General features: G+C 50.6%; 16 protein-coding genes. All 16 read right to left on the bottom strand.

Annotated features, from left to right (window positions below; translation table 11 throughout):
• Window positions 1-120 precede the first annotated feature (120 nt).
• Window positions 121-987 carry an IucA/IucC family C-terminal-domain containing protein gene (locus QD47_RS16340; RefSeq protein ID WP_044647146.1) on the bottom strand — a complete coding sequence of 289 codons (867 nt, stop codon included), beginning with the start codon at window positions 985-987 and terminating at the stop codon, window positions 121-123.
• Window positions 959-1774 carry an ABC transporter ATP-binding protein gene (locus QD47_RS16345; RefSeq protein ID WP_044647147.1) on the bottom strand — a complete coding sequence of 272 codons (816 nt, stop codon included), beginning with the start codon at window positions 1772-1774 and terminating at the stop codon, window positions 959-961. The genes QD47_RS16340 and QD47_RS16345 overlap by 29 nt, the downstream gene beginning before the upstream one ends.
• A 100-nt stretch (window positions 1775-1874) precedes the next feature.
• Entirely contained in the window at window positions 1875-2966 is a 1092-nt protein-coding gene (locus tag QD47_RS16350; protein ID WP_082067205.1) for a FecCD family ABC transporter permease, read from the bottom strand.
• Window positions 2963-3967: a FecCD family ABC transporter permease gene (locus QD47_RS16355; RefSeq protein WP_044647148.1), complete on the bottom strand. Its 1005-nt coding sequence runs from the start codon at window positions 3965-3967 to the stop codon at window positions 2963-2965. The genes QD47_RS16350 and QD47_RS16355 overlap by 4 nt, the downstream gene beginning before the upstream one ends.
• A gap of 110 nt (window positions 3968-4077) precedes the next feature.
• Window positions 4078-5085, bottom strand: coding sequence for an ABC transporter substrate-binding protein (locus QD47_RS16360; RefSeq protein ID WP_044647149.1), 1008 nt, complete (start codon window positions 5083-5085; stop codon window positions 4078-4080).
• A gap of 97 nt (window positions 5086-5182) precedes the next feature.
• Window positions 5183-6799, bottom strand: a complete 1617-nt coding sequence (locus QD47_RS16365) for an AraC family transcriptional regulator (protein ID WP_044647150.1) — start codon at window positions 6797-6799, stop codon at window positions 5183-5185.
• A gap of 106 nt (window positions 6800-6905) precedes the next feature.
• A complete protein-coding gene (locus tag QD47_RS16370) occupies window positions 6906-8951 on the bottom strand; it encodes an IucA/IucC family protein (protein WP_052646785.1) in 2046 nt (681 codons plus the stop codon).
• A 134-nt stretch (window positions 8952-9085) separates the two neighbouring features.
• Window positions 9086-10312: a type III PLP-dependent enzyme gene (locus tag QD47_RS16375; RefSeq protein WP_044647151.1), complete on the bottom strand. Its 1227-nt coding sequence runs from the start codon at window positions 10310-10312 to the stop codon at window positions 9086-9088.
• Between the two features lie 24 nt (window positions 10313-10336).
• The gene (locus QD47_RS16380; protein WP_044647152.1) at window positions 10337-11098 is read right to left on the bottom strand and encodes an HpcH/HpaI aldolase family protein; all 762 of its coding nucleotides are present in this window, start codon (window positions 11096-11098) and stop codon (window positions 10337-10339) included.
• Window positions 11092-12981, bottom strand: a complete 1890-nt coding sequence (locus tag QD47_RS16385; RefSeq protein ID WP_044647153.1) for an IucA/IucC family protein — start codon at window positions 12979-12981, stop codon at window positions 11092-11094. The genes QD47_RS16380 and QD47_RS16385 overlap by 7 nt, the downstream gene beginning before the upstream one ends.
• Entirely contained in the window at window positions 12972-14933 is a 1962-nt protein-coding gene (locus tag QD47_RS16390) for an IucA/IucC family protein (protein WP_044647154.1), read from the bottom strand. The genes QD47_RS16385 and QD47_RS16390 overlap by 10 nt, the downstream gene beginning before the upstream one ends.
• Window positions 14934-14958: 25 nt before the next feature.
• On the bottom strand, window positions 14959-16428 hold the full coding sequence (locus tag QD47_RS16395; protein ID WP_044647155.1) for an MDR family MFS transporter: 1470 nt from the start codon (window positions 16426-16428) through the stop codon (window positions 14959-14961).
• A 12-nt stretch (window positions 16429-16440) separates the two neighbouring features.
• Complete coding sequence (locus QD47_RS16400) at window positions 16441-16692, bottom strand: hypothetical protein (RefSeq protein WP_235332284.1); 252 nt, start codon at window positions 16690-16692, stop codon at window positions 16441-16443.
• A gap of 5 nt (window positions 16693-16697) precedes the next feature.
• On the bottom strand, window positions 16698-16916 hold the full coding sequence (locus QD47_RS16405) for a hypothetical protein (protein ID WP_044647157.1): 219 nt from the start codon (window positions 16914-16916) through the stop codon (window positions 16698-16700).
• 358 nt (window positions 16917-17274) lie between these two features.
• Window positions 17275-17508: a hypothetical protein gene (locus QD47_RS33230; RefSeq protein WP_044647158.1), complete on the bottom strand. Its 234-nt coding sequence runs from the start codon at window positions 17506-17508 to the stop codon at window positions 17275-17277.
• A gap of 183 nt (window positions 17509-17691) precedes the next feature.
• A complete protein-coding gene (locus tag QD47_RS33235) occupies window positions 17692-18075 on the bottom strand; it encodes an SDR family oxidoreductase (RefSeq protein WP_044647159.1) in 384 nt (127 codons plus the stop codon).
• Window positions 18076-18105: the final 30 nt, after the last annotated feature.

An 18105-nucleotide genomic window follows, 5' to 3' on the forward strand; every position in this document is an offset into this window, starting at 1 on the left:
CAAACCAGCTCCTTTCGTGATATAACCAAACTCACATTATGCATATAGAAATCAAAGCAGGCGAAATGGCCGCTTAGGCAAAATTCCATCTCACTACAGCTCAAACATCGTAGCTTATACTTAGCTCGTACAATGTAGCTTCGGACAGGTAGGGCAATAGCTGCCCTTTTCCTTCAGCTGATAAAAATAGCAGCAGGTTTTGCGAACACGTACAGCTTTCACGGCCGCAGTGGGCGTGGCGGATACCGATGCCGTTACAGGTACCGCCGCTCTCTCTGAACGGGGAGAACCAAAATACCGGGCCAGTGGATTTTGCCGTTCACCAAACAAGTGAGCTGGAGCTTCACAGGTCAAATATTTAAAATCCTCTTCTGTCCGCGACCGATCCCCGCTTTTTAGCTCCTGCCGGATACGGTTTTCATATAGCGCATAGACATAGATAGCGGTGTTTTCCCATAATACCGTCCTCGGAATGGAAGCAACAGCGGACAGAGATCGCCACATCGGTGCCAAATGCTCTGCAAATACATGCCGGATGACGTGATCACGCCAAGCATGACGCTGCTCTAGACCGCTGTCTCCCCCATCCTCACCCTTCTTTCCGCTGTCACATTCCGTAACGAGCAGTCTGTTCAAATGCAACCTTGGAAGCCAGGTATCCTTGACAAAAGCAGATTGAATTGCACAATCAGCAATCTTGACTTCCAGCCTCTTGTTATATACCGACATGGCATACAGAGCCGGGGACACGATCAAAAAACCGTACCGCTTCGCCAAAACAGAGGCCGTTACCTTGCGTGCAGAAAAATCATGCAGCCCTGCCAGCCGATCCAGATACATAGCACATTGAGTTGCATCCAGCAAATCAGCCGCAGGTAGATCATAACGTCCGATTGGAGCTTGCTCTCCGCTGCTGCCTATTCGCAATTTTTCCGTGAGATATGACCATTCCGCAGCCTCAAACGAAGACCCTTTGGCGTACGGCATCCATTTTCCTCCCCTTTCCATGAGGAATAAACATCGGTGTTCCGTACAAGGGATCAGGAATGACTTGGCAGCGCAGTTGGAATACCTTTTCCACCGTCTCTGCGGTCATGATTTCTTCCGGCTTTCCCTGCGCGTAAATGCGCTTATCGTATACCGCAACCATGTGGTGCGCATAGCGACAAGCCAGATTCAGATCATGCAGCACCATGACAATGGTCCGCCCTTCTCGTTCATTCAAATCAAACAGCAGGTCCAAAATCTCAATTTGATGCGTCATGTCCAAATAGGTCGTCGGCTCATCCAGTAAGATCATATCCGTCCCCTGTGCCAAAGTCATGGAAATCCATGCTCGTTGACGCTGCCCGCCAGATAAGGAATCTACCGGGCGATCTGCAAAAGCATCCAATTGCGTCGCTTGCAACGCGTTTTGTACCTGTGCTTCATCCTCTGCCGACCACTGCTTCAGCCAGCTCTGATGTGGATATCTGCCCTGCTTGACCAACTGATACACGGTCAGTCCTTCCGGCGCTGACGGTCCCTGCGGCAAAATGGATAGCCTTTTGGCAATCTGCTTAGAGGGTAACTGGGCAATAGCCTGTCCATCCAGCAGCACCGCTCCCGCCGCAGGCTTCAATAGCCGCGCCATGGCACGCAAAATCGTCGATTTTCCACACCCATTGCTGCCCACCAGCACCGTAATCTTTCCCTCCGGAATTTGCAGGTCCAGCTCTTGAATGACCGGATCTGTCCCGTAGTTAATCATCAGGTCCTTTACCTCTAAACCCATGCAGCTTCCCTCCCCTTTTATAAACTGCGAACTTAAGATCTTCTATATTCCATTAAAAAAAGAAAAACACCCATAAGTGTCAAAAAATTCTAGCTCGGCTTTAATGCCGATTTCGCCGCTGGAGCAGCAAATACAGGAAAAACGGTGCGCCCACCCCTGCTGTAAAAATGCCTGCGGGAATATCAATCGGATAAAAAGCCGTACGGGCCAGCAAGTCGGCGAGATACACCAGCAATCCCCCTACCAGTGCTGACACCAGCGTCAGGCTACCCATAGAGCGGCCTACCCATCTGCGCGCAATATGCGGCGCGATTAAACCTACAAAACCAATTGCTCCCGCAACTGCTACGGCAGTTCCAGCAAGAATCACACTGAGCAGCAGCAACATCACACGATGCCGCTGCACCTCCACTCCCAAGCCGGTAGCCACATCATCCCCCAACTCCTGTGTGTTGAGGCTGCGTGAAAAATAGAGAACCAAAGGTGTGCAGATCACAACAGCGATCAGCATGGTATATACGTTATTCCACGATGCTCCATACACGCTGCCCGTCAGCCAAATATAAGCCTTTCCGGCTGTAAAGGACGAGCTCATGACCAGCATCAGCGTCGTAATCGAGCTCATAGCAGAAGCCAAACCAATTCCCACCAGCACCAGTCGGATTGGTGTCACACCATCCTTCCAGGCCAATATATACACAAGCAGCGATACGACCAGCGCTCCAGCGACAGCCGCCACAGGTAGCCATTGAATGCTCAAAACAGCTCCCCCGTAAGCAATGAACGTAACTGCCGCTACGGATGCTCCGCCTGTAATCCCGAGAATGTCCGGGGATGCCAGCGGATTACGGATAATGCCCTGAAGCACCGCTCCCGCGATGCCCAGAGCCGCACCAACCAGCACTCCCGTAAGCGCTCGCGGAAACCGCAGCCTGTACAGAATAAAATCATAATCGCCTGAGCCACGCCCCCATATCGCTCGAAGCACTTCCCAAGGGTGCACATACGTATCTCCCCAGCCTACACTCATCACGCCCATGATCAGAAGCGCCAAGGTCAGTCCGCCCATGATCCATAACGCTCTTTTTTCCAGTTGGATATGAAACCTGCCATTTCTGCTGCGCAGCGTCACATAACGCCTCATATTCATGCCGTCTCTGCCAGTCCCATGCTTCAAATTCACGCGCTTCATTTCCACGCCACCCCTTTACGGGCAATGTAGACGAAAAAGGGAACCCCGATCAAAGCTGTGATGACGCCAATCGGAATTTCCTGCGGCGAAATCAGCACTCTGGCTGCGGTATCCGCCGACACCAATAGCAAAGCACCCAGTACCGCCGAAAAAGGGGTAATCCAGCGGTAATCCGCACCAACCAAAGCACGCGCCACATGCGGAATGATCAGACCGACAAAGCCAATCGCCCCCGCAATAGCAACAGAGCATCCAGCCAGCACCACAATAATCAGGCCCATCACGCATTTTACCCATAAGATATTTTGCCCCAAGCCCTTCGCTACATCTTCCCCGGTCACGAGCAGATTCACCGCTCTACCCATAAACATCGCCGAGATCCCAGCCGCTAGCATAAAAGGAAATAATGGCTGTAGCATCTCCAGCGAGCGTCCGCTGACAGAGCCTGCCATCCAGAACAACACATTTTGCATCCCCGTTTCATTCATCACCAAAATAATTTGGATCATCGACATAAACAAAGCGTGAATGGCAGAGCCGGACAATACAATCTTGACTGGTGTCAAACCATCCCTGCCTAATGATCCGATGACGTACACCAGAATAGCCGCCAGTCCTGCGCCGATCAAGGCAAAGCCCATCAGAGACATCATGGACTCGACCGAAAACGCAACCGCTGCGATAGAGACGAAGAACAAAGCACCCGCATTGATACCGAACGTACTGGGCGAAGCCAACGGGTTGCGGGTAAGTGCCTGCATGAAGGCTCCTGCCATCGCCAAGCTCGCGCCTACAACAGCAGCAATGACCGTGCGCGGCAAACGTTCGGTATGTATCAGCACATGCTCTACATTTTGAGCATCATAATGAAATAAGGAAGAAATCATAAAATTTGGATTAATTAGCGTTCTACCCATCAGTAGGCCAAGAGATAAAGCTCCTGTCAACAAAATCAGGCATACACCAAGTCCAGTCCATTTTCTTAAATTTGTCGTTAGCATCGTTGCATAGCCTCACTCTTCCAACAGCCTGGTACAACATAAAAGAAGGATGAGAGATATAACCCCTCACCCCTCTGCTATATTTCCGTTGTTCTTATTGTCATGTAGGTTTATGATTTCAGATCATACATTTTATAAAGATCATCCAGCATCCGATTCGCGCTCAGATAACCTCCAGCCAAATTCCAGTTCACTTCGTCGACCTTAAAAATGCTATTTTTCTTGTATGCATCAAGGTTTTTCCATAGAGGATGACGGGTCCAGGCTTCAACATTTTTTTCAATCGCAGCCTGATCCTTACCGGAGTTAAATACGAACAATGTATCTGCATTCATATCGGGTATGCTTTCCTTGCTGTTGACTTTAACTCCCCACTGATCCCCTTCTTGTGCAGGAGGACGGGTAAAGCCCAACTCTTTCAGAATTTTCCCGGCATAGCCCATATAATAAATACGTGCATGGTCCGCGCGGAAATTAACAATGGAGGCCTTAATCGGCAGACGGTCACCCATTTTCGTCCTGAAATCCGCTACACGCCGATCCCAATCCGCCAGCAATTGTGTTCCTTTGTCCTCCTGATTCAACACTTGTCCGATCAGTTTTACGGTTTCCTTCCACTCATATACTTCGTTGACGGCCACGGTAGGGGCAATTTCCGATAATTGCTGGTACGTCGCCTCGTTACGGAATCGGGTTGCAATGATGACATCCGGTTTCAGGTTATAAATCTCCTCCAGGCTCGGCTGTGTTTCCAACCCGACCGTGGGAATCCCTGCGAGATCCTTTTTTAAATAGTCATACACGGGCTCCGAACCATGGGACTCCACAATCCCCACAGGCTTTATACCATAGGCGATCATAACATCGTTGGCTCCGTTATACAGCGTTACGACCCGCTTGGGTGTCCCCTTAATCTCGGTTTTACCCAACACATGCTCAATGGTACGCACCGAATCGGTTGAAGCCGCTCCCTGTGTATCCGTCGTTCCTTTATCCGTTCCAGTCGCTCCACCGGAATCCACACTCTTACCCGCGCCTCCAGCTCCGCAGCCTGATAAAAGCAGCAATACAACCATGAGCGCAATCCATATACTCCCCTTGCTTGATGCTCGAAACATTTCTCTATTCCCCCTATTTAGATCGCCAATGATGATATTGATTCTCATTATTAATTATAGGGAGGGGGGCTATGATGAACATGGACGTTAGCGTTCTTTATTTGGACGAATCAGACAATAACAGCGTGACTGTTTTGTCCAATAACAGGTCGTGGGACAACGAAGTATAGCATGTATACAGATGTCGGCTATCGCACATATGGTGGACTGCTCCGCTTTGCACCGCCTTTAGTTTCTGCCATTCAGGAGAGCGCCACAGTGCCAGACATTCTTGCTGAATCGTTTGTTCTTCACAGGCATTTCCATAATGGCGGAAACACGTCAGTATGATGCGATCCGCATCATATTCAGCCAGATCGTCCACCGTCACCTCACGGTAATGGGCAATAGCCTCCACTCCCGCAGGCATAGCCAGCTTTAAATCCCCGTATAGCACCGTTCCCACATTCCGCTGTCCATACACACACATTTTCTGGTTCCCCACTCCCACGATTAGCACACTCTCCCCGCCGAGCTTTTGCCTGAGCTTTCGGGAAATCGTTTCTGCTTTCGTTTCATATCGCTCCAGCCATTCCACCGCTTCCGTATCCTTGCCGACGATCCGGGCAATCGACTGAAAATGAGTACGCCAGTTTTGGAAAAAGGGTACGGTGACGGTGGGCGCAATCTGCTCGTACATTTTTTCCTTTTTCGACTTCTCAAAATCCCTGAATTCACAGGTTAAAATCAGATCAGGTCGGGCTGACATCAGCCTCTCCAGATCGGGCTGTACCTCACCCACCGAAATGGTATTGCGGAAGCCTTCGGTGACAGGATAAGCCTTGTTGATGACCGCCGCGTACGGCTCAATGCCCAGCGCAACCAAATGTCCAGTTAACAGATGCTTGAGCGAAGCAATTTTATCCGAATACCGGATTGTATTCACATAAGCTGAGGGAGAGCGTCCTGTCGCAGCTTTAAATTTGCGGCTAAAATAGAACTCATCGCTAAAACCGGCACCGTGAGCAATAGATCGGAAGGAATCACGGGTAAGCACCAGCGCCTGCTTCGCATGATTGATACGAATGTCCGTCAAATATTCCATCGGGCTTTTGCCAATCAATTTTTTGAACATACGCGAATAATAATCAGCACTCATCCCTGCCAGCTCCGACAGCTTGTCCCGCGTAATATCGGAAGCATAGTGTTGCTCCATATAATGGAGGGTCAGCGTCACCGCCTGCTGCACATCGGGCTTCTGATCACGGCTGGTATGCTGAAACAAGGACATTAGCATTTCCTGAAATACAATGTTGGCCTTCATTTGGTCCCACACACTATTACAATGATGCTTCCTCTTGATCTCCTCGACCATATCCATCACAAAACGAAAGTGGGAAATGATCCATTCATGCGGTCCAATCGCTGGTGCGGGTATGTAACGGTCCGGCTCCCCGGACGGCTGTAATGCAAGAAAACGGATGATGTAATAATCCGCTGGAGCGCCGGACAACATATGGAGCTTCATGGCTGCGCCGGGAGCGAGCATAAAGCCCTTTTGACGGTAAAGAGGATACGTCATTCCATCAATGACTATATCCCCTTCGCCTTCATTGAATAATAACAAGGTATGAAAAGACGTTTCTTGCCGGGAGGAAGAGCGACCAGAGCACACATGCTGAATATCTTGCAGTTTATAAAGAAATGAAATAAAGGATTGATCCTGCGTATTCATGGCTCCCAGCCTTTCTATATATCGATAATTATTCTCGATTCTATGAGAACTCTTTTCATTATATATAGACTGGGTCGGATTTTGCAAAATGGAATTGCGCTCAAGCTTATAAATGATGAAACGGGTTCTGTATACGGCTTTGACCAGATGGCATGCTGCCGGGTACGCCGGACTGCTCCAGCAAAGGTTTAACCAGCAGCTTGAGCGGCCAGTCCGGCTTTTCAAATAAAATATGCTCGATTTCCTGACGAACGGCAGCCTTGAAAGGCACGCGATGAATCGCTTCTTCCAATTGATGCCTTAATACAGACCATAAAGTGGACTCGTCTATACCATGAACATCGGAAAGAGTATCTATAATGGCGTACAGGTTGACTTGAATACCAAGGGTTTGCAGGTAGAACAGCAATTTCTTCGGTGTTTCATTGTACAGACTGTTGGAATAGCCGGGCCGGATTTGGTATTCAGGATCGGCAATCCCCTGCTCTTTCAGCCAGGGCAGATGCAGACGCACCGAGTCATGGTCACGTAGCAAAATGTGCTCGATCTTTCCATTTTTCCAAACCAGCACACAGTTTTGTCCATGGATTTCAGGCATGAGCCCGATCCGATACAAGCGCAGCATGATTTCAAAAAATGTCGAGCACACTTCACCGAACAGTTGTTTTACCGATTCTGCCGTGTCCGGAAGTCCGCGCTCAGCCGCCCATTCCCGGAAAAAATGGTGCTGGCTTGCGGCCAACGCAGACATGGGAATCAGGCGAACAGCAGGATCATGGATCAATTCATGCGGATAAATCCGCGCCATCGCTGCCAAGTGCCGGGGTGGATCATCATACAGGCTGCCATTTTCCGGCATATAGGCCCACCAGGAGCCTTCATCGCATAAAAATAAGCGTTCCTGAAGCTGCGGGTCACGCGTCTTGGCTTGCTGCAACATGGCTTGTCCGCGATCTCCGTTAATCAGCTTCACCGCAGGAAGATAGCGGGATGCCCCCAATGAAAACACGCCCAGCGGCAGCTTGACATAATTCTGCCCGCCATCTCTGGGAGACAGGGAGCGCACAGACGAGGTTGCCTGAAAAGCTCCGGCCTTCACTTCCAGTGGAATCCATACTTTGTCCACCTGCTCGGTATGTAAATGCCGGGGTAGCATATACGTGAGCTGCCACGGGTGAACGGGGATTGCAATATAATCCGCTGCTAATCCGCGTTCCTGCATTTCCTGCTCTACTAGCTGACGCTCGGAGATGGACAGAAGAAGGTCGTCCGGCTGCTGTCCATCGTATGGACGCTGTGTGTCCGATTCGACTGCATCTGCTACTGTTTCTGTTTCTGTGCCCGTAAAATGAGGCCCTTGTGCGATTCCCACTCCGGTCATCACCGCATCCTTTCGGAGCGCCACCCAGCTCAGCGTGATGTCTTGCCCAAATTCAGCGATATATTTGCGATAGTCCTCCTCGTTCAAGCCCGTTTTGGCCTTGGATGCGGGGTGAAACGGACGATCACGCAGCGAAGAATACTGCTCCAAACGTTGAAAAGCCTCCGAGGGCGATTTCTCCAGTATATTTTCATCCGTCAGTCCGCTATCCAGCGACCATGTGGTCTGTTCAATCGTTTGCTCCAGTAGCTGGACAAACCTTCCCACTCCCTCCTGTTGGCGGTATTCTTCATCCAGACATCCCTCAATCACATGCTGCATCAGCGATACGGGGTGAAGCAATTCTGCACCAAACCCACCAGCCTCTGACCACCGCCGAATTTCATACACACCACTCGACTGTAGATAGCGATAGGGTTGAACCACCGCAGCTTGTACGGGAAAAATGAGACTGTGCTGCTGTTCCCGATCCACCCACCAGCGGTAAAGGCTTATAGAACGACCGTTTGGAGAGGTTTCCCCTTTTGGATCCGCAATAGCTTCAGGATCGGCAAAAGTAAATAGCTCGCCTAATTCAGGATGGACGGTAGTATAGTAGCTTTGCCATTGCGAAATAGACAACAGTTCAATATCGGCATGCTCCCAAAATCCTTCCGCCAGCAATGTATTGATGAGATCCTGCATGACATGGTTTTCAGCCTGCTTTTTCTTCTGCAAAAGCGTTGTTTCTTCGGATGAAAGCACCGGGGTCGTGCTTGTTGTGTACTTCATATGGATTCATTCCTCCTTCATGTTAGTGCTGCTTTGACTGATTTCGACCCTGATCATAGGCTTTATTTTAGAAATCCGGGGGCTGGGGCGATGGGAAGCACCAGCCGTCTGCGTAGTGGCGCTATAGGTAACTCTCAGTTTATATAGTAAAAATGTGGATGTGGATGGCTGAGAAAATCATGGTGGGAAATCGTCCAGCCATAGGCTCCCGCAATATGGAATAGCAGAACATCCCCAATTCGCAAATGCTCCACATACACTTCATGGGCCAGCACATCCTTGGGGGTACAAAGCTCACCCGCGATGGTCACCGCTGTTTGTCGCCGCTCTGTGCGCGGAAAAGGATAACGCCAATCGTCAACAGCAACCACCTCAAACGGCTGATTATGCTGCCATGACACTGGCAATCGAAAATGATGGGTTCCCCCGCGAATAATGGCGTAATGCTGGTCATGATTCGTTTTGAGGTCGATCACTTCTGCCGCATAATACCCGCAGTGCGCCACCATATAGCGCCCGGACTCAAAAATGAGCTGGATGCCGGGAATGTGGTATTCCTCCCATACTTGATGCAATTCCTCCATAAAATCATCCCATTCGAACCTGCGCTCCAGATCGGTATACGAAATGCCAAAGCCGCCGCCCGCGTTCAGATAGCGGATGGATAACTCATGCTCCTGAATCCAGCCCTGCACACACTGCAAATACGTAGCGACCATGCGAGCATGCAGCCGGGCATCCAAATTGTTGGACAGGGAATGCATATGGAAGCCCTCCAAATGCACATACGGAAGGCTTTGGAGGAGTCGGATCGCTTCCGGCACCTGAATTTCGTCGATACCAAACTGAGTGGGACGACCAGACATCGTGATGCTCGTCTCCGGCAAGGTACGTCGCAAATTAATACGCAGCAAAATAGATACACGCTGTTGTCTGCGTTCGGCAATCCAGCCGATACGCCGCAACTCATGCAAACTCTCGGCGTGAATCAGCATCACTTTCCGCTCTAGCGCTTCCTCAATTTCAGCATCCTTTTTCCCCGGACCTCCAAAAATAATCGGCACGTCGGCTGACACTTCGCGAATGGTCCGAATTTCTCCAATAGATGCAGCTTCGAAACCCTTTACGATGGGAATCAGACTGGCGATCAATTGAGGATCGGGATTGGCTTTGACCGCGTAAAACAAACTGCAATCGTCGGGCAAGCTGCTCACACAACGTTGTGCCCGTTCTCTCAGTGCGCCCAGATCATATATATATGCGCATATCGGCTGCTGCTCTCGCTCCCGTGTTTGCTGGATAAGCTTTTCCACATACGGAGCGATCTTTCCTCCAGATAATGCTGTAACAAGCTGACTCATCTTCTTCCTCCTTTATGTTGAGAGCTAGCGTAGGTCAGACCTTCTTTTTTGCAAGGCGCGAAAAGCAATTCCCCGCTCATCACCCAGCACGAAGGCATGAACCCCTTTTTCCACCCATGCGTTGTATTCCCCGTCCCTGCGTGGAATGGCACAGTACGGAATACCTGCTTCCCGTGAAGCTTCAAAGACCCGCTGTAGCCCCTCCTGTACAATCGTTGCATCGGTCTGCCACGGCACCCCGTACGATTGGGACAAATCCGCTGCTCCTTCCAGCACCATGCCAATGCCCGGTACAGACAAAATATCCGCAACGCGCTCGACACCCAATCCGCTCTCAATCATGGGCACCAGCATAATCTGTTCATTGGCCTGATTCATGTAGTCCACCAGATTTCCTTTGCCAAATGCGGCAGGTCTGCCGCTGTTCAGGCTTCGCTTGCCCTCCGGGCTGTATTTAGCAGCCTGAACCAGCATCTCCATCTGCTCCCTGCTCTCCACATGCGGAACGACAATTCCCTGTGCTCCGCTATCCAGCACACGCAATATTTCCTTGGCATCGACCTCGGGCACACGCACCAAGGGCGTGATTTGTGCGGCTTCCGCAGCACGGATCATATGCTCCACCGTCTCGGGATTGACCATGACATGCTCCATATCAATGATCACAAAATCATATCCGGCATGTCCGATCATTTCGACCGTAAGCGCCGCCGGAATGGAAGCGATGAGGCCAACGACCTCCTGTCCTGTCCGCAGCTTCTCCTGAAGCCGATTTACAGTCAACATGTCGGCTCCCGGTGCACATACAGCGGGTTCATTCCCGGCTTGAAATGAAGGTCCTCATCCCCAAGCAGACGTCTTTTCATCAATTCTTCAATCTGTACGGTCGGGGCAAACAAATCAAATAGACGGAATCGCTTCTTATGCTGAGGATGCTGGCGCTGATAATCATGAATGACCTGTGCAGACATCTCCCAAAAACGCTGCTCGTCTAGCTGATAATGTTCGGCCAGGAACATCGCCAGCTCGGCGGCTGCAATAAAGAAAAAAGCATCGTAAGAAAAGTCGCGTACATCGTCCGGGTTGCTCGTTTTAATAAACGAATTGCGGTTAATCCGGGCATGACTTGGCGGCTCAGGATGAAGATCGGGGCATTTCTCCGGCTCTGTCAGATGCTTCACAGAAAACCGGACACCATCATGAAAATCCTTAAGCGCCACCCGTGTTGGTTGCCCGTTCCGGTGGATCAAAATGATATTCTGACCGTGGGATTCCATGCCAATTCCATGCGCATACAGCATATGAATAATCGGCGATATCGTGGCCTCCAGCACACGCCGGGTCCATTCCTCTACGCCGAATTGCTGTACCCACGGATCAATAAGCGGTACCCCGTTTTTTTGCACATAACATATTCCGTTAAAAGGAATCGCATCCTCATCCGGCTGCAAATAGCCATGGATGCTTTCCCGCCAGACCGTCCCCAATGAGCCGTAGGTTTTCGCCTGACGATATTCGGGAAGCTGCTCATAGTCATACGTGATACCCAAAACCTCACGCAAAACAAAGAATCCCTGCTGTGCGGCATATTCATCGTGCTCCAGTAACCCATGCAGCCAGTCCGTGATAAGCGCTCCGTTCAGCACCGTATGCCCAGCCATGATCCGGCTGGTCGAGGTATTCGTAATGCTGAGCGAAAGCTTCACATACGCGTGCTCCGGTGTCGTTCGGTTGGACAATGTGCGGATCGACTGCTGCGCCTGGTACACATCGCTCGCTTCACCGAGCCACACGATCCGCTGATTTGCCAGCTCTTGATGAAACCGGGGCAAAATGACCTGCTGCCATTGCCACGGGTGGACAGGCATGAAGCGATAGGCCTCCGGTTGCTGACCGTAGCTGGTTAACAAGGCTTGGAAGCGTGCGACTTCGCTTTCTCCCAGCTCTTGGCGAATAAATGCTTCATACTCAATCGCCTGCGACTGCCCTGCCCGACTATGGCTCTTGGCGATAGCCAGCCAAACAGGGTGGAGCGGCTGCTTGAACTCGGGACCATACAGTTCATTATCTGCCAGCGTAAAGCCGATTCTGGATTTGTAGCATGGATGGTAGGGATGCCCGTCTCCCAAATTGCCTTCCAGCTCATCATATCGACGCTGTTCATCCGCCAGAAATGGCGCTGTGAAAGAGGTTTGCGCCTGTACATCCTTGAGTAGAGTTTGCTCCAATTCCTCGATGAAGCGCTGAAGTCGTTCACCCTGCTGTGCGGCGCTGAGGACTTCATTTGCAAAATCCGCCAGCGTGGCTGTCGTCTCGCTTCCGTCTGTCCCCACTCGTATGATTGGAACAGGAACCAGCCGAATGCGCCCAAAGCTGTTCATCTGTTTTCCGACAGAACGGTATTGGACGGTGCGATCTGTAATGTCTTTGCCGGACAATATAAAATATGGTTCGCCGTTATTCACGGAATCGCTATGCGTGTCATAGGGCAAAATTTCTTCATACAGCAATGCCTGAATCAGTTGACGGATAATACGCTGCTCTACCTGCGTAAAGGTATCCGAGCGGAGCGCCTGAATAAAGCGTTGAGTGGTCGAAGCGTTGCTGGCGGGAGCTGTAGAAAGGCTGCTTGTGGAAAAGTTATGGTCCGAAATATTAGTTACAGACATGAAGTCACCTCACGAAAATGAATTGGATTAGGGATCGGGATAAACGAAGGCGCATCCCCTCTGGATTGAAAGCAGCTTGTAAAATTGGCTTTGGCAGGCAGTGTAGGTGCGGTCAATAAATCCTGGATATAGGCGGCTAGACGGGGGCAAGAACCAGCATCTTGTTTCCGTAATTGCTCCAATACCTTGCGTACCACCCTCCAACACTCCTGCTCACTATGCTGATCATGAACCGCAAGGGCATGAATCAATGCCCCCAAATGATTAACAAAGAAATAATAACGGGTACGCATCCACGGCTCTTCTGCGCCGTACAATACGGGACTGTCCTCAGCAATCAGTGAACCCACCCATCCGGCTGCCTCGGCCTGTTCACGCACAATACTTACGCCCTCCAAATCCCGCACATAGTAGCATTCCGGCCATCCGTCCTGTAGGGATAGAAGCGAATTTTGTACATGGGCTTCGAAGGCGATACCTTTCACCGCAAGCAAACGCAGCATAGGCACCATGGATATGTGAAGATACCGCTCCAGCCAAGCTAACAGGTCAGGTCGTTCTCCGTTTTTACTCGGGTAATTGTCCCGAATCACCCCGATAAGCCGCGGCTCCTGTTCACCCGGCGACGACTCCAGCAAGGAAGCCACTACATAGGTAGATTCAGGGTTCAGGTCCATCGGTCGATAAAGAACCGTAAACTGGTCAGACAATTGCTCCAGCTCGTGAATCGTCGCTGTTTCTCGTTCTGTTGCTGCCGGACTATACTCATGTCCTGCGTCATACTTTGCATCACTCGTGGTGACCTGTGAAAGCCCTGCATCCTTAGCAGACTCTGGATTCTCCGTTCGCTTCGCTACCTCATTCGGCTGGAAGCATACGCGGCTGTATCCCGTTTCTGTCAGCACCTTGAAGGACTCGGATTGGATATGGGACGACCAGTCGGCTGAAAGCTCATGAATGACCTTTGCAGCATCCAAAGTACGCCGAGCCTGCTCCTGTGTATTGTCACGCACAAGATTGGTAATCCGCACATGGAGCGGCAGCTTATAGCCGTTTCCGGTTTTCAAATCCCATACTGTTCGTATCGAAGAAGTCGGATAAATGACAGGACCTAGCGCGCCCAATGGAATCAAAACCCGCTGACGCATCAAACTTTGAATGTGAGATTGCCGCAACACCCGCTCGGCCTGCCATGGATGCATGGGCAAAATGCGATATCGCGCCAACTCCTCTCCCCATTGACGCCGAGCATGGAGCCGCACAGACGGGTCAATGGCATCCCTGCGATGCTCTTCACCAATCCATTCCTCCTGCACGTTATCCTCATGAACCGCGAAATAATACAGCGGAAACGCCGCCCCCATCTCGGGACTGTATAACGGAAGCTCATAATCGGCAAAACCCTCCGTGCTTTTCGGAAAAGGATGAAAAGGGTGTCCGATCAGCAAAGACTGCTCCGAACGTACATACGTCAGGTGGGCTTCTGTACTTGAGAAAGACTTTGGCTTGCTCTCGCCTGTAATCTTCGTATGGTGATCCATAAAGAGCGTCATTTTGTGCACACTGTTACGAATACGCTGTTTCATCTTTTGCTGCTCTGCTTCCCTTTGCTCGGGCTTGGCGTGATAGCTCATCTCATCCAGCAGCCTTTGTATAACTCCATCCATCTTTAGGGGCCTGTGAGTCCCACCTTCTTCTGCCTCGTACCAAGCACTCCCATACACATGTTGGCCAGTTGCAGAGAAATGGTGTAGAGTTCCTGTAATTTTCAGCCCGATTTGGGGCAGAATCACCCTTATTTCCGATGCTTCCGTATTCATTCTCGGGTCAAATTGTTGTGTTTCCCGCAGATAGCTGTTGACCAAGGCCCGCAGTGTCGCTTGCTCCGCCCAGATCCTGCTTTTGGACAGCTCTCCAGCGATAGTGGAAACCTCCGTTGATTGTGTCAGCATGTATACTCTTTCTCTCCCTTCCTGTTCAAACCTTGGGTGTAGCCGCAGACGCTTTCGCTTCCGGGGTATCACTGGATGTACGACGCGCTCCATTTTTACGAAGGAAGTCAGGCGTCTTCAGGAAAAAAGCGGCGGGAATCGTGAGTAAAATCAATATACTCATCCCGATAAAGCCTTCCCTGATCGCTTGCAGCGTTCCTGTTTCCACCGAATAGCCCCCCGCCAGAAGCTGAGCCTTGCGAACTTCAAAATAAATCGAAATCACAACCATTCCAAGCGAAGAGGTCAGTCTGCGCATCACATTATTCATTGCCGAGCCTTGGGCTACCAGTTCATCGGGAATCGCATTCAGCCCGGCCGTTGTGGCAGGCATATTCGACAGACCCAGCCCAATTCCCCGCAGCATCATGAGGACGAAGATCGTCCACAGCGGTGAATTCATCTGGAGCATACCGAGCATCGCCGTAGCGGCACATGTGATGATAAGTCCCGTGCTGATCATTCCTTTTGGCCCTTTGCGATCTAATTGCTTGCCCGCTATCGTGACAAACCACCCTGTACATATAGCGGAGGGCAAAAACACAAATCCTGTCATCATGGCGTCATAGCCATACACATTTTGAACCAGCATCGGAACCAGAAAAATGCTGCCGAACATCGCAATCGCCTGTACACTCGCCACGATGACGCTTAAGCTGTAGGTCGGTATTTTGAAAATTTGCACATTCAGCAGCGGCTGTTTCTTCACCAGCTCCATTCGCACGAACAGAACCAGCAAAACCGCGCCTGCAAGGAACAGCAGAATATGCAGCGGGGCAATCAGATCCGCAGTTGTCGTTGTTCTGCCCAGCGCAAACAGAATGAACCCCACACCCAACGTGACCGTTATAAATCCGCTGCTGTCAAAGGTACGCGACGGATTGCTACGTGCAGCTGTTAAATAACGCATCCCCAGCAGCAATCCCAGCAGTCCGGTTGGCACATTAATGAGGAAAAGCACCTGCCAGCTGCTTAGAGACAGCACGATTCCTCCCACCGTAGGCCCGAGCATCGGAGCCGCCATAATCGCAATCCCCCAGATTCCCGTCACCTTGCCGCGTTCCTCCTTGGGAAAGGCTTCAAAAATCAGCGCCAGCGATAACGGAATCATCAGCCCACCTGCCATCCCTTGCAGTCCCCGACAGAGGATGACAGTGGTAAGCCCCCACGATAACGAGCCGAGCAAGGAACCTGTGACAAAGAGCGCAAGTCCGCTCAGATATACTTTCTTTTTTCCAAAACGATCTGCCAGATACCCGGTTAAAGGCATCGTCATACCCATCGTGATTAGAAAAATAGTGATGAGCCAGCTCGCCGTAGCAGCGTTCGTATGAAATACTTTAATGAAGGACGGAATCGCCGGGTTGAGCGAACTGTTATTCAGCAAAACCGTAAAGGTGCCGAGCATCACCGTGATGACGACCTTCCACCGCTCGGGCACAGCACGTATGTTCATCACTGGGCCTGCTTAACCATGACCGTGCTGCAACCCGACATAGGCCACATGCACCGCTTCATTAAAAATGAGGAAAATGCCGTCGATTTGGCGCTCCGTCACAATCAGCGGCGGTAAAAAGCGCATCACGGCGGAATGTCTTCCCCCCACCTCCAATATGAGTCCACGTTTCAGGCATTCCTGCTGTATTCGAGAGGCCCGCTGCTTATGGGCCGGATGATGTCCCAACTGATCTACAGGCTGTCGGTCATCCACAATTTCCACCCCGATCATAAGCCCCCGGCCAGGCAATTGTAATAAATTTTTCCATCCACATCCTTGATATGAATGCCCTCTGCTTCGGCGATGGCAATGGGGATACGGCGGGGGTAGGATCTGGCATTGGATTCCCGTGCAGCCCGGCTCTCCAGATAACGGGTGTTTTGCGAGATAGCAGTAGTAGATTTTGGCAACTCGATCGCTCCTTTGATATTGATAATCATTTTCAATTAATTCACCTCCTTATTATATGGAATAAATATCCTGATTCCATGGACATTTCAGACCGGAATTTGGACAAAAACTGCTTTTAATTCCTAAAATAGAATAAAAAAACCACACTAAAAATCGTCATTTCGACCATTTTCACTGTGGTTCTTTGGCACTTCATAAGGCTGATGGATGTCGATCCTATATTATCGGACCAGCACTTCCAGCCGGCTCTGATCATCCCCGTTGTTTGGCCATGGAAAGCGCGCCGAGCACTACCTTTCGGGCACATCCCTTTCCCCTGTAGCTGCATCGGTTTGAATGCCTAATTCACACTCCTGACCTACACTTGGTTTATACGTGCTTGACTGGTTCTTTTTACGCCCTAATATTGTTCTGCCCCATATGCTGCTTTAGCCAGTGCGCTGTTCGTTCCGGTTGCGAGATTGGAAAATGATGGGCTGCCGGAATATACAGAGTGTGCAAGCTATGAAATTGTTCAGGCAGCTTATAGATCTGATCCTTCACCCCCCACTGAATCGAAACCTTCTCCTTGTATATTGTCTCGAATATCTCCGGGGCCAACTGGAAGCTATCGGACTTTGTTAACATTGCCAGCGTTTCCGCAGTCGTCTTTCTTACGCGCGGGGAACGCATTTCTTCAAGAACATACGTAACGTATGCTGGCGGATATCTCCCAAGCTCTCATAACATGTCTGCAAAAGCAATTGCTTTTGCAAGCCTGGCTCGCTGATCCTGCCCAGCACACTCTCCGTAATTCGTGCACTCCTATATCTAGGTGGAGCGGTATGCAATACAGGCTGCAACAGATGCAGCCAAAGTTAGCATTTCTTCTGCCGCTTGTAGAAAAGCCGCCCTCGCTTCCTCCTCTCCCAGCAAAATATCCATCGGACCTCCTGCGTGAATCACCACATCTGCGGTCTCAACCCGCTTTCTGTCAGAAGGATTCAGCCTCAAAGCGGGTATGCTTAAATCACCAATAACCGGCGTTAATTTCCCGGTATGCCACACTGTCTCCAAACCCATCTGCCTGCACATTCGTTCCCACTTCTGCTGCGAACGAACAAGGACGGTAATGGTATGTTCCTCCCTGGAAAGCTGTCGTAGCGTATGCATTCCAATAAACCCTGTGCCACCCGTGATGAAAATATGTGCCATGAATATAGCCTGCCTTCTATATTTTTAGTA

Origin of the sequence: Paenibacillus terrae (assembly GCF_000943545.1) — a bacterium.
In the GTDB taxonomy this organism is placed as follows: domain Bacteria; phylum Bacillota; class Bacilli; order Paenibacillales; family Paenibacillaceae; genus Paenibacillus; species Paenibacillus terrae_A.